Source organism: Mycobacterium sp. E2733, from assembly GCF_001667585.1.
Classification (GTDB): Bacteria; Actinomycetota; Actinomycetes; order Mycobacteriales; family Mycobacteriaceae; genus Mycobacterium.
Map to the genome: position 1 here is coordinate 75,565 of NZ_LZJZ01000068.1, position 12,091 is coordinate 87,655.

At 70.0% G+C, this 12,091-nt stretch carries 13 protein-coding genes; 6 read left to right on the forward strand and 7 right to left on the reverse strand.

The annotated features are described in order from the left end of the window. Nucleotides 1-13 precede the first annotated feature (13 nt). Both A5678_RS12555 and A5678_RS12560 read left to right on the forward strand, forming a co-directional pair. Nucleotides 14-1,414, forward strand: a complete 1,401-nt coding sequence (locus A5678_RS12555) for a mannitol dehydrogenase family protein (RefSeq protein ID WP_068042738.1) — start codon at nucleotides 14-16, stop codon at nucleotides 1,412-1,414. Continuing rightward, entirely contained in the window at nucleotides 1,411-2,802 is a 1,392-nt protein-coding gene (locus A5678_RS12560) for a xylulokinase (RefSeq protein WP_068042739.1), read from the forward strand. Before A5678_RS12555 ends, A5678_RS12560 begins: the two co-directional genes overlap by 4 nt. On the opposite strand, the gene A5678_RS12565 is transcribed toward A5678_RS12560, so the two are convergent. Then, nucleotides 2,799-4,289: a bifunctional phosphatase PAP2/diacylglycerol kinase family protein gene (locus tag A5678_RS12565; protein WP_068042741.1), complete on the reverse strand. Its 1,491-nt coding sequence runs from the start codon at nucleotides 4,287-4,289 to the stop codon at nucleotides 2,799-2,801. The two genes, A5678_RS12560 and A5678_RS12565, sit on opposite strands and share 4 nt — an antisense overlap. A gap of 28 nt (nucleotides 4,290-4,317) precedes the next feature. Here A5678_RS12565 and A5678_RS12570 point away from each other — a divergent pair, with 28 nt between their 5' ends. Continuing rightward, on the forward strand, nucleotides 4,318-5,103 hold the full coding sequence (locus A5678_RS12570) for a hypothetical protein (RefSeq protein WP_068042759.1): 786 nt from the start codon (nucleotides 4,318-4,320) through the stop codon (nucleotides 5,101-5,103). Here A5678_RS12570 and A5678_RS12575 read toward each other — a convergent pair. The 3 genes from A5678_RS12575 to A5678_RS12585 are packed head-to-tail and all read right to left on the reverse strand — an operon-like array spanning nucleotide 5,079 to nucleotide 6,800. Further along, nucleotides 5,079-5,750 carry a GAP family protein gene (locus A5678_RS12575; RefSeq protein WP_068042758.1) on the reverse strand — a complete coding sequence of 224 codons (672 nt, stop codon included), beginning with the start codon at nucleotides 5,748-5,750 and terminating at the stop codon, nucleotides 5,079-5,081. The two genes, A5678_RS12570 and A5678_RS12575, sit on opposite strands and share 25 nt — an antisense overlap. 10 nt (nucleotides 5,751-5,760) lie before the next feature. Beyond that, entirely contained in the window at nucleotides 5,761-6,432 is a 672-nt protein-coding gene (locus A5678_RS12580) for a GAP family protein (RefSeq protein ID WP_068042743.1), read from the reverse strand. Between the two features lie 59 nt (nucleotides 6,433-6,491). Further along, a complete protein-coding gene (locus A5678_RS12585; protein WP_067947845.1) occupies nucleotides 6,492-6,800 on the reverse strand; it encodes a hypothetical protein in 309 nt (102 codons plus the stop codon). 106 nt (nucleotides 6,801-6,906) lie between these two features. On the opposite strand from A5678_RS12585, the gene A5678_RS12590 reads away from it, so the two are divergent. Together A5678_RS12590 and A5678_RS12595 are read left to right on the forward strand one after the other, a co-directional pair. Next, nucleotides 6,907-7,134 (forward strand): hypothetical protein, encoded by a 228-nt coding sequence (locus A5678_RS12590; RefSeq protein ID WP_068042746.1) that lies wholly within the window; start codon nucleotides 6,907-6,909, stop codon nucleotides 7,132-7,134. Between the two features lie 60 nt (nucleotides 7,135-7,194). Beyond that, on the forward strand, nucleotides 7,195-8,712 hold the full coding sequence (locus A5678_RS12595; protein ID WP_068042748.1) for a glycosyltransferase family 39 protein: 1,518 nt from the start codon (nucleotides 7,195-7,197) through the stop codon (nucleotides 8,710-8,712). Here A5678_RS12595 and A5678_RS12600 read toward each other — a convergent pair whose 3' ends face one another. Together A5678_RS12600 and A5678_RS12605 are read right to left on the reverse strand one after the other, a co-directional pair. Then, a complete protein-coding gene (locus A5678_RS12600; RefSeq protein WP_068042750.1) occupies nucleotides 8,713-9,537 on the reverse strand; it encodes a family 16 glycosylhydrolase in 825 nt (274 codons plus the stop codon). A gap of 152 nt (nucleotides 9,538-9,689) precedes the next feature. Then, the gene (locus A5678_RS12605) at nucleotides 9,690-10,709 is read right to left on the reverse strand and encodes an NADP-dependent oxidoreductase (protein WP_068042762.1); all 1,020 of its coding nucleotides are present in this window, start codon (nucleotides 10,707-10,709) and stop codon (nucleotides 9,690-9,692) included. A gap of 56 nt (nucleotides 10,710-10,765) precedes the next feature. Here A5678_RS12605 and A5678_RS12610 point away from each other — a divergent pair, with 56 nt between their 5' ends. Continuing rightward, nucleotides 10,766-11,446: a DUF3060 domain-containing protein gene (locus A5678_RS12610; protein ID WP_068042752.1), complete on the forward strand. Its 681-nt coding sequence runs from the start codon at nucleotides 10,766-10,768 to the stop codon at nucleotides 11,444-11,446. Between the two features lie 3 nt (nucleotides 11,447-11,449). Here A5678_RS12610 and A5678_RS12615 read toward each other — a convergent pair whose 3' ends face one another. Next, nucleotides 11,450-11,851 carry a hypothetical protein gene (locus A5678_RS12615; protein WP_068042754.1) on the reverse strand — a complete coding sequence of 134 codons (402 nt, stop codon included), beginning with the start codon at nucleotides 11,849-11,851 and terminating at the stop codon, nucleotides 11,450-11,452. Nucleotides 11,852-12,091 lie beyond the last annotated feature (240 nt).

Below are 12,091 nucleotides of genomic sequence, written 5' to 3' on the forward strand. Positions count from 1 at the left end.
CTAAGTGCCGGGAATGGAGCTGAGCGCGCGCAACCTGAGCGCTCTCAACGTCCCCGTCCCGGCCTACGATCGCAGCCAAATCGACGTCGGCATCGTGCATTTCGGCGTGGGCGGCTTTCACCGTTCCCACCAGGCGATGTACGTCGACAGGTTGCTCACCGACGGGATGGCCCGGGACTGGGGAATCTGCGGTGTCGGCGTGCTGCCGCGTGACCGGCGCATGCGCGACGTGCTGCGCGCGCAGGACTACCTCTACACGTTGATCCTCGAACACCCCGACGGCACCCGGCAGCCCAGGGTCATCGGCTCGATCGTCGACTTCCGTTACGCGCCAGACGATCCCGACGCAGTCATCGAGTTGCTCGCGGCTCCCGCCACCCGCATCGTCTCGCTGACCATCACCGAAGGCGGCTACCGCCCCCCGCTGAGCGACGTCTTCGGACTGGTGGCCGAGGGCCTGAACCGGCGGCGGAAACAGGGCCTGCCCTCCCCCACGATCGTGTCGTGCGACAACATCGTGGAGAACGGGAGCGTGGCCCGGCGCGCGTTCACGTCGTGCGCCGAGCGGCTCGATCCCGGACTCGCGCAATGGATGTGCGAGCACACCAGGTTCCCCAACTCGATGGTCGACCGCATCACGCCGGTCACCACTCCCGACGTGATCGCGCGGCTCGATTCCGAGTTCGGTGTGCGGGACGCGTGGCCGGTGGTCGCCGAGCCGTTCGCCATGTGGGTCCTCGAGGACCGTTTCGCCGACGGCCGGCCGCCGCTGGAGAAGGCCGGCGTCCAGCTGGTCGACGACGTCTCGCCGTACGAGGCGATGAAGCTGCGGCTGCTCAACGCCAGCCATCAGGGCCTGTGTTACTTCGCCTACCTGGCCGGGTATCGGATGGTGCACGAGGCCGCCCAGGATCCGCTGATCGCCCAATTTCTGGACCGCTACCTGGAATCCGAGGCGATGCCGACCCTGGCGCGCGTCCCGGGGCTGACCGACTTCAAAGCCGGGCTCATCCCCCGCTTCGCCAACGCCTACGTGCGCGACACGGTGGCCCGGCTGTGCGCCGACTCGTCCGACCGCATCCCGAAGTGGCTGTTGCCGGTGGTCGCCGACAATCTGCGGTGCGGCGGCCCGGTGCGGCTGGCCGCGGCGATCGTCGCCAGCTGGGCGCGCTACGCCGAGGGCGTCGACGAAGGCGGACAGCCGATCGAGGTGGTGGACCGGCTCGCCGACACGCTCGTCCCCATCGCCCGCTCCCAGCGCGAGGACCCAACCGCGTTTCTCGCCAATCGCGCGGTGTTCGGTGACCTCGTCGACCAGCCCCGCTTCCTCGAGCCGTACCTGTGGGCGCTGGACTCGCTGCACCGGCACGGCGCCCGCGCCACGCTGCGGGCACTGGTCGGGGCCGACGAATGACGCTGGTCGCCGGTATCGACTCGTCGACGCAGTCCTGCAAGGTGTTGATCTGCGACGCCGCCACGAGCGAGGTGGTCCGCGAAGGGACCGCCGCGCATCCCGAGGGGACCGAGATCGACCCGGCCGCATGGGAAGTCGCGGCCCGGGAGGCGATCGCGGCCGCGGGGGGACTGGACGGCGTCGAGGCCGTCGCGGTCGGCGCGCAGCAACACGGCATGGTGTGCCTCGACGACGCGGGCCGGGTGGTGCGGCCCGCGCTGCTGTGGAACGACGTGCGTTCGGCCGACGCGGCGCGCGCGCTCGTCGACGAACTCGGCGGCCCACGGGCGTGGGCGCAGGCCGTCGGCGTCGTGCCGCTGGCCGCGATCACGGTGGCCAAGCTGCGCTGGCTCGCCGACCACGAGCCGCGGCACGCCGACCGAACGGCCGCCGTCTGCCTGCCGCACGACTGGCTGACGTGGCGGTTGCGGCGTGACACCGACATCGCGGCGCTGACCACCGATCGCAGCGACGCCAGCGGCACCGGTTACTACGACGCCGCGAGCGGCGCCTACCGCGCCGACCTTCTCGAGCTGGCCCTGCGCGGCCGCCGCCCGCGCCTGCCCACCGTGCTCGGCCCGTCGATCGGCACCACCGATGGGGCAAGGGCATTCGGCGCGGGCCTCGGCGACAACGCGGCCGCGGCGCTGGGCCTCGGCGCCGACGAGGGTGACGTCATAGTCTCCGTCGGGACGTCGGGGGTGGTGGCCGCGGTCACCGCCGGCCCGGTCCGCGACGACGCCGGCTTCGTCGCGGGATTCGCCGACGGCACCGGGCGCTACCTCCCGCTGGTGTGCACCCTCAACGGCGCGCGGGTGCTGGACGCGGCCGCCAACATGCTGGGCGTCGACCACGACGAGCTGTCGAAGCTCGCGCTCTCCGCGCCGCCGGGCGGCGCGGGATTGGTCCTGGTGCCCTACCTGGAGGGCGAGCGAACCCCCAACCGCCCCAACGCCTCTGGCGCGCTGCACGGCCTGCGGGTCGTGAACGCGACGCCGGCCAACCTGGCCAGGGCCGCCGTGGAGGGGCTGCTGTGCGCGCTGACCGACGGCCTGGCCCACCTGGCCGCGTACGGCGTCGTCACCCGCCGCATCCTGCTGATCGGCGGCGGCGCCCGATCCCGCGCCCTGCGCGAGATCGCCCCCGCGGTGTTCGGCGTACCCGTGCTGGTGCCGGCCCCCGCGCAGTACGTCGCGCTGGGTGCGGCCCGGCAGGCGGCGTGGGCGCTGAGCGGCTGGCCACGGCCGCCCGCCTGGAAGCCGCCCGAGACCGGCGAATACACCGCCGACCCGACGCCCCAGGTGCTGGAGCGCTATGCGCGGGTGCGGGACTTGACCGAGGGAACCTAGTCGCAGGGGCGGAAGACCGGAAGCACCCGGTATTTGGCGGTGAAGCTGGCCTTCTCGTATTCGTCGCCGACCTCACCGTCACACGCGATGACCGTCGGGCCGTCGACCGCGACGAAGCTGAATTCCGGCACCTGCAGCTCGTGATAGAGCGGGCTGCGCTCCAACCGGCCCAGCGCTAGCGCGGTCAGGATCCTGGTCCGCGACCACCGGCGGCCCGCGTCGAGCATCCGCACATCGATCAGGCCGTCGTCCATCCGGGTCCGCCGCGACGGGGCGAACCCGGTCGGCAGGTACAGCGAGTTGCCGAGGAAGAACAGCGACGTCAGCAGCGTCTTGTTGTCGTACGAGATCCGGACGGGCTGGTCATGACGCAGCGTATGCAGCATGGCGTAGAGACCGGCCAGCGGCTTGCCGATGCGCTTCTCCAGTTTCTCGCGCTGCTGCACGAAGGTCGGATAGGCGCCGATGCTCGCCGTGTTGAGAACCATCTGACTTTCGTTGAGGCACACCAGGTCCACGCACGACACGCTGCCCCGGCGGATCGCGTCGACGGTCTTGGCGACCGTGTCGCAGCCGATGTCCTTCGCGAAGTGGTTGAACGTGCCGGCGGGAAACACGGCCAGCGGTAGCCCGGCCTCGATGGCCACGCCCGCCGCGGCCGCCACCGTGCCGTCGCCGCCGCCGACCGCAAGCACGTCGGCGTTCGCGGCGGCCTCGCGCAAGACCTCCGCCGGGTCGTCGTCGGGCCCCAGCTCCCGGATGTCCACCTTCGGCAGCGCCTCGCGCACCTCGTCGACGACACGGGCCCCCGTGCCGCTACCCGACTCCGGATTGATCACCAGCACCACCCCGGAACCGTCGGGCCGTTCGGGCGCCTCGACTCGGAGCGGTTCGGTCCTGGGCAGCGCGGTTTCGACGATCGGCGGGACGAGCCGGCCGCCCAGCACCGCCAGGCCCGCCCCGATGCCGAACCCGGCGACGACATCCCCCGGGTAGTGCGCGCCCGTCGCCACGCGCGACAGCCCGACCAGCCCGGCCAGCAGCGCCAGCCCGAAGCCCAGCATCGGATTCTCCAAACCCACCGCCACGGCGAACGCGGCCGCGCTGGCCGAGTGCCCCGACGGGAAGGAGTTCGACGTCGGCCGGCGGCGGACCTGCCTGACCAGCGGCACCAATTCGTACCCGGGCCGCGGGCGGCGGCGGATGCGTTTGGCCACCTGGTTGGTGACCAGGCTGGTGGCCGCGAGCGTCACGACGCCGCGCGTCGCGCCGCGCTGGGCGCTCGGCTTTCCCGAGGCCATCAGGGCCGCGGCGATGGCGAACCACAGCTTGGAGTTGTCGGCCGCCCGGGTCAGCGGCGGCATGACCGCGTCCAGCAGCGGGGTGTCGGTCTCCGCGATCGCCTCGAAGATCTCCCGGTCAAGGGTGCCCAGCCCCCGGGTGATCTGTTCGATGCCGCGCGCGCGTCGCCTGGGCCGCCTGTTCATTCGCTACACCCTAAATTGGTTGGCGGACATGGACGCACCGGGCTACTTCGAGGCATGGCGGGACAACGCCGCGTGGCAGGGCGTGGCCCCGGACGTCGTTGCCGAGATCACCCGGCGGCACGCCGTCACGCCGGACACCTTCCGGTCGCTCGGGCGGATGACGGAGATCAAGGATCCGGACGGCAAATCCTTCTTCCTCCTGCCCCGGGGCACCGGTGGTGCCGACGCCCGCGCGGCCGTCTTGAGCACCTACATCCTGAACGCGGGCACCGGCTACGGCAGCAACGCGGCGTGGCGCACCGATTTCCCGCCGACACCCTACGGCACAGCCGAAATCACGCGAATCATGTTGCGGCAGAGCGCGAATAGCTGGAGCTACACCCGCGACGTCAGGTTCGTTCACCGCAACGGCGGACGCCTGGTCACGACGCCCAACGGCATCCTGATGGGCCTGGGAGGCAACTGGATCCAACGGCAATTCTGCCGGCGGGCCGGCACCACCTGGGGTGACATCTTCATGGTCAACATGGGCGCCGTCACCGACCCCGCGGGGTGGCTTCGCCGGATCGTCGAGTCCGGCCACGCCTGGCACGTGCGCGCCGACGGCAGGCCCGTGGAGAGCGGCCTCGACCTGGATCGGGTGCTGCACCACGAGGAGCGGCACTGCCGGCAATGGGCTGCGAAGGGCTACGCGGGCATGCTGCGCGACTACGGCCGGGAGTTGGTCCGCGAATACGCCTTCGGCGCGATCAACCGGCTCGAGCAGGACGCCGGCCTGGCCGACGGCGGCTATAGGGCGTCAATCCCGTGGTAGAGCACCATCGCGCCGATCAGAACCAGGACCGCCGCGAGCAGAGCGGCGTTGTTGCGGTCCATCCAGTCTTTGAGCTTTGCGAGCGTGTCGTCGAGACGGCTGCCGGCCGCCGCGTAGGCCAGTATCGGGATCGCGACGCTTGACGCCGCGATGGCAACGAAGAACCCGGCGGCCACCCAGTCACCGGCGAGCCCGAGCCCGGCGGTGCCGATGCCCAGTCCGGCCGGGATGCAGATGAGCACCACGTCAGGTCGCACCACGGCCAGCACCGCCCCCATGATCCCCGCGCGGGCCGGGGTGATGGTGGCGAACGAACGCATCCAGGCCGGCGACTCGGAGTGGCCGTGCCGATTCAGCCATTTGTAGACGCCGTACACGATCAGCGCCGACCCCAGCACCACGCGCAGCCACGACGACCACCGCGGCGGCGATCTGTCCAGGCCGCCGAGCAGGTGGGAGGCCGCGACGGAAAGCGCCGTCAGCGCGGCGAGGGTCAGCGCCCAGCCGGCCAGGAACGCCAGGCCGCTCGGGCGGGGCCGCGGCGCCTGCAGCACCAGCACCGCCGGGATGACGGTGAGCGGCGACAGCGAGATGACCAGTCCAAGCGGAACGAGCCCGGTGAGCACGGTGCCCCAGCTACCTGCCATGGGCAGCAATCTACAGGGCGCGAATCCCGTTGTAGAGCACCATCAAACCGATCAGGACGAGGATGACGGCGAGCAGCATGGCATGGTTTTCCTCCATCCACCCTTTGAGGCGTTCGAGCGCATCGTCGAGGCGGTCGCCGGCCGCGACATACGCCAGGACCGGGATCGCGACGGTTGACGCGGCGATGACGAGAAACACCGCGGCGGCCGCCAGTTGGCCGGCCGTGCTGAGGCTGCTGCCGCCGACGGCCAAGCCGGCCGCCGCGCACATGATCAGCACCTCGGGTCGCAGCACCACCAGCACCGCCCCGGTCAGCCCGGCGCGTGCCGGGCTGAGCGTGGAGAACGAACGCATCCAGCGCGGCATGCTGCCGTGACGATGCCGGGTCAGCCACTGGTAGGCGCCCAACGCGATCAGCGCCGACCCCAGCGCCACGCGCAACCACGACGCCCACGTCGGCGGCGCGTTGTGCAGGCCGCCAAGCAGCTCGGAGCCGCTGACGAACACCGCGGTGAGGGCGGCCAGGCCCAGGACCCACCCGGCGAGGAAGGCGAGGCTGGTCGGCCGCGGCCGGGGCGCGTGCAAAACCAGCACCGCCGGAACGACCGTGATGGGCGACAGCGCGATGACGGCCGCCAGCGCGACGAGCTTGGTCAGGACCGAACCCCAACTTGCGTCCACGGGCAGCCATCATCGCATTGGCGCGACCCGTCCGCACGGCTCCGACGTAAGCGTCGCCCTCAGAACGGCTTTCGGCGCAACGTCCAGGCCGGCACCCAGTGCGTCACGGTTTTGCGCTGGGAACCGTAGGCGACCGGGTAGGTCACCAGCCCCCACCAGTCGCCCTGCTCGCAGAGGCCCCAGCAGCTGAGCAGCCCCTCGACGACCTTGTGCAGTTGCAGGCCGTTCGGCTGATACCGGCCGGAGCGGTGCGGCTCACGCGGGAAAAGCACCGTCAGGTCCACCAGAACGGTGACCGGCGGGCGCACCACCCGGAACGGGCTGCGGACCGGTTGGCCGTTGTACCCGATGGACGCGAACTGCCCCATCGATCGATCATACGTTCGAATGGCGGCGGTTTGCCGGATTCCTCGTTTTCGATCCGGCGCCCGCGCCGGTCGTTATAGTCTGCTCAGCTAAGAAGGGGAGGTCTAGATGAAGATGGCTTGCGCCGCCGGCCTATTGGCGTTTGCCGGGCTACTCACCACCGGGGTGGGCGTGGCCAGCGCGGACGAAGTCGAGGTCGAGGGCAACTACTCGAGCCAGTCCGGTTGCGAGGCCGACGCCCCGCACGTCGAGATCACCCACAACGACCAGCTGTACACCCACTGGGACTGCCGCCCGGGCTCCGACGGGTTCTGGCACGTCTGGTTGCTCAACTGACCGTCGGCCGGCGGTGGGGCTCGACGGGGTCCGAGGGTCCGCTTCTGGCACCATAGCGACGTGCGGAACCCGCTTCGCCGCCCGCCGGCCGCGCTGGACCCGCTGCTCGTCGGGGTGCTTGCCGTCGCGGTGAGCCTGGGCGGTGCGGCCCGCCCGTCTTTCTGGTACGACGAGGCCGCCACCATTTCGGCCGCATACAGTCGTTCCCTCGCCCAGTTGTGGCGGATGCTGGGCAATGTCGACGCCGTGCACGGCCTGTACTACCTGCTCATGCACGCCTGGTTTCAGGTTTTCCCGCCCACCGAGTTCTGGTCGCGCGCGCCGAGCGGCCTGGCCGTCGGGGGTGCCGCTGCAGGAATAGTGGTGCTGGGCAAGCAATTCTCGTCCCGGACCGTCGCGGTGGCCTCGGGTGTGTTCTGTGCGGTCCTGCCTCGAACAACGTGGGCGGGCATCGAGGCCCGCCCCTACGCGCCGTCGATGATGGCCGCCGTGTGGCTGACGGTGTTGCTCGTGCGCGCCGCGCGCCGCGACACCGGTTGGCTGTGGGCGGCCTACGGCGTCGCCCTGGTCTCGTCGATTGCGCTCGACGTGTATCTTGCGTTGTTGGTCGCGGCGCACCTCACGCTGGTCGTCGTGTCTCGTTGCACACGAAGGGTTTTGCTGCGATTCGCGATCGCGGCGACCGTCGCGTTCGGCGCCACGGCCCCGTTCTTGGTGACCGTCGCAAGCCAAGCGCACCAGATCAGTTGGGTAGCACCCATAGGTCACCGCACCATCGAAGACGTGCTGATGCAGCAGTATTTCGAGCGCAGCCCCCCGTTCGCCGTGTTGTCGGCGCTGGTGATCGCGGGGGCTATTGCGTTGTGGCTCAGCAGGTCCGGCCCACCGGCGCGCGGCGATGGGCAGCTGCTGGCCCTCGCGGTGGCGTGGCTTGCCCTACCGACCGCGGCGATCCTGACCTACTCGGCGCTGGTGCACTCGATCTACACCCCGCGCTACCTGACGTTCACGGCGCCGGGAATGGCGCTGAGCCTGGGCGTCTGCGCCGCCGCGGTGACCACCCGGCCGTGGCCGACGGCGGCCCTGGTCACCCTGTTCGCCGTCGCCGCCGCCCCGAATTACCTTCTGGTGCAGCGTAATCCGTACGCCAAGTACGGGATGGACTACAGCCAGGTGGCGGATCTGATCACCGCCCGGGCCGCCCCGGGCGATTGCCTGCTGGTGAACGACACGGTGACGTTCATGCCCGCCCCGATGCGTCCCTTGCTGGCGGCGCGCCCGGATGCCTACCGCGAGCTGGTCGACCTCACGCTGTGGCAGCGGGCGACCGACCGCAACGACGTCTTCGACACCAACCTGATCCCGGAGGTCGTCGCCGCGCCCCTGAGCCACTGCCGCGTCGTCTGGATCATCACGCAGGCCGACGAGTCGATGCCCGCCCACGATCGGGGCCCGGCGCTGCCGCCTGGGCCGCGCTACGGGGCGACCCCCGCCTTCGCGGTGCCGCACGACCTGGGCTTCCGGCTGGTCGAGCGCTGGCAGTTCAACCTGGTTCAGGTGTTCAAAGCCGAGCGGTAGTCACCAGATGTGCAGATAGTCGACGAGCATGTCCGCGGGGTAGGACGCCGCGGCGGGATCGCCGGCACCGACCCCACCGACCGCCAGCGTGAACATCGGCGTCATCCAGTAGCCGGGATTGTTGAACGGCCACCGGAAGTCGTCGGGAGCGCCGCCGTGGACATGGATGGGTTTGTTGGGAACCTTGAAGTACTCCGCCCCGTCGCGCGCGAACTCGAATCCCTCTTCACCCCAGTGCATTCGCCAGGTGTGCCAGTTGCCGTCGACCATGCCGGGAATCGATTTGCCTTCCCAGGTCTTCCCATTGGACGCGGCGTGGACGGTGGTGCCCGGGGGCCAAGAGCCGTTGCCGTACCACTCGAAAAGGTCGACTTCGCCGTCTGGCAGCGGATCCTCGTTGACGCCCCAGAACGCGGACCACAGGCCGGGCTCCAAACAGTTCAGCTTGATTCGCGCTTCCCATGTTTGGTTGATCATGCTGCGAAAGTTGCCCCGCAGTTTGGCGCCGTAGTAAGTGTCCCCTTCCTGCGTGGCGCGCAGGACAAGGTTGGAGTTGCCGTCTTGGAACACGTTTCGGCGGTCGTCACGGTATATCCCCGCGACTGGCGGGAAGACGTCGTCCTGCCAGGTCTGCACCGTCCATTTCCCCGGGTCGGGAGCCGAACCCGCGGGGCCGTCGAACTCGTCGGCGAAGATGTACGGGCCACCCGGACCGGCCGACGGCGGCGCCTCCGGCGCCGCTGGGGTGGCCCAGGCGCCCGGCAACCGCATCGCAGCCCCGAGCATGCCGAGCCCCGACATCAACATCATGGTGCGACGATCCATCTCCAACCCCAATCGTGAAAGCCGTGTTCCGAACTAGCCCGATACCCCTAGGCAACTTTCGCAAACGGTGTTATGAAACCACGCGCCGGGGTGCCACGCAGCCCACACCCGGCTCGTGGCGGCGAGTTTTTGCCCGCCAAGGCCCGCCTGGCTCAGCGGGAAGCCGGTTCGCTGAGCTTGACCAGCGTCTTGCCGATGTTGACTCCGGTGAACAGGCCGTTGAGGGCGTCGACACACGATTCGATGCCGTCGAAGATGGTTTCCCGGTGTTTGAGCCGGCCCTCGGCCTCCCACTGCCGCAGCGCGGCGAACGCCTCGTCGAAGCGACCCCACTGGTCGAGGGCGTTGAACCCCTGCATCAGCGCGGTTTTGGACAGCAGGTTCACATAGTTGGCGGGCCCCGGGTGCTCGCCGGTGAGGTAACTGGAGATGACGCCGCACAGGACGACGCGGGCGCGCGGGGCCAGGCGGCCCAGCACCGCGTCGAGGATCGGCCCGCCGACGTTGTCGAAGTACACATCGACGCGCCGCGGGCAGTGCTGCTTGAGCGCCGCCGCGAGGTCGTCGTTCTTGTAATCGATGCACGCGTCGAACCCGAAGTCCTCCACCACCGCCCGGCACTTCTCCGGCCCGCCCGCGATGCCCACCACCCGGGCGCCGGCGATCTTGGCGATCTGCCCGGCCACCGATCCGGTGGCGCCCGCGGCGGCCGAGATCACGACGGTTTCCCCGGCCTTGGGCCGGCCGATGTCGGTCATCCCGAAATAGGCGGTGGCGCCCGTCGGCCCGTACACCGACATGATCGCCAGCTGGTCGTCCTCGCCCGGGATGGGCGTGCTGAACAGGTCGTCGCGGATGATCGCGTACTCGGAGAAGCCGGTCAGCGTGGTGACGACGTCGCCGACGGCGTAGGCGTCGCAGCGCGAGGCGACGACCTCGCCGATCCCGGCCGCGCGGATGACCTCGCCCAGCTGCACCGGCGGCAGGTAGCCGGGCTGGTCGTCGAGCCAAGTGCGGGCGGCGGCATCGATCCCGACGTAGGTGGTGCGCAGCAGCGCCTCGCCTTCCGCAGGTTCGGGCGCCGTGGTGGTGACCAGCTCCGTGTCGCCGGGCTGAACCAGCCCCGTGGGGCGGCGACGCAACAAGACCTGACGGTTCGGCAACTCGGGCACGATGCAGAAACTACCGAACCGCCCGAAATCACCCGGGCGAATGGCATATTCAACCAATGGCCGCAGACGAAGACCCGGAGGAGCGGATCCGGGAACTCGAACGCCCGCTCGCCGACGCGGCGCGGGCATCCGAGGCGGGTAGCGCGCAGCCCGGCGGCCAGGCTTATCCGCCCGGGCCGGCGGCCGCCCCACCGCCGTCACCGTGGACCTATGGCGGCCCGTTCTCGGGCCCGCCGCCGCAACGCCCCTCGGGCAACCGCATGTGGTGGATCCTGGGCACGGTCATCGTCATCGGCATGCTGGCCCTCGCCGGCGGCATCGCCGCCTTCGCGGCACATCAGCTTTCCGGTGTCCGCTCGATCATCAACTCCCCGCCGACCATCACCGACACGTTCGGTCCCCCAAGCGGCACCGGCCCGTCGACCACCCGGACCAAAACACCCAGGCCGTCGACGTCACCGGCCCCGGCGCCCGGCGACAAGGTCAGTGTCTCCGGGGTCAACGAGAACCGGACGATCGCCTGCAACGACAACATCGTCATCGTCCGCGGGGTGTCGAACACGGTGGTGATCACCGGCCACTGCACGAGCCTTACCGTGTCGGGCATGCAGAACCAGGTCACCGTCGACGCCGTCGACACCATCGATGCCGCCGGCCTCAACAACAAGGTCACCTACCACTCGGGCAGCCCAAAGGTCAGCAACTCAGGTGGTTCGAACGTCGTCCAGCAGGGCTGAACCTCAGGAAGGTTCGCCGGGTTCCTCGGCGGGAGAATCGTCGTCGAGGACGCTGACCGCGATGCCGTACGGCAGGAACCGCACCTTGCGCTTGGGGTCGACGTTGTTCTTGTTGGCCCTCAGCGCGTCGAGCTCGGTCGCATAAACCTGTTCGACGTGCGCGCCGCCGTCTGCGTCCACCGTGTAGATCGCCCAGACGCCGTCGCCGGCCTCCCCCGTGGTCTCGGGCTCCGGCCGGGGGCGCCGGGACAGGTCTTCGAAGAACGACGACCACCCGGTCCGGGCTCCGGGTGCCGCGACAAATTTGCTGACCCGCTCGAACATGTCGCGCAGCCCCTCGCTGCCCTCGCGGATCACTCGATCGAACTCGTCGGGATCAAATCCGAACGCACCGTATTCGCCCACGCGACCTCCTCGCCGCTCGTGCCGTCACCGCCCAGTGTGCGCGCAGTCGCGGCCTTGCGCCATGCCGTTACGGCGGCGGCGGGGGCGGCGCCGGCGGGGTGATGGGAATCGGCACCGTGACGAACGGGAAATGCAGGTACATCGTGACCGGCGGCTGGGCCGGCGCGGCGATCGGCGGCACCCGGGAAGGCGCGCTCGCGGGCGGCTACAAACTGGTGTCGACGGGAGTGACCCGCCGAG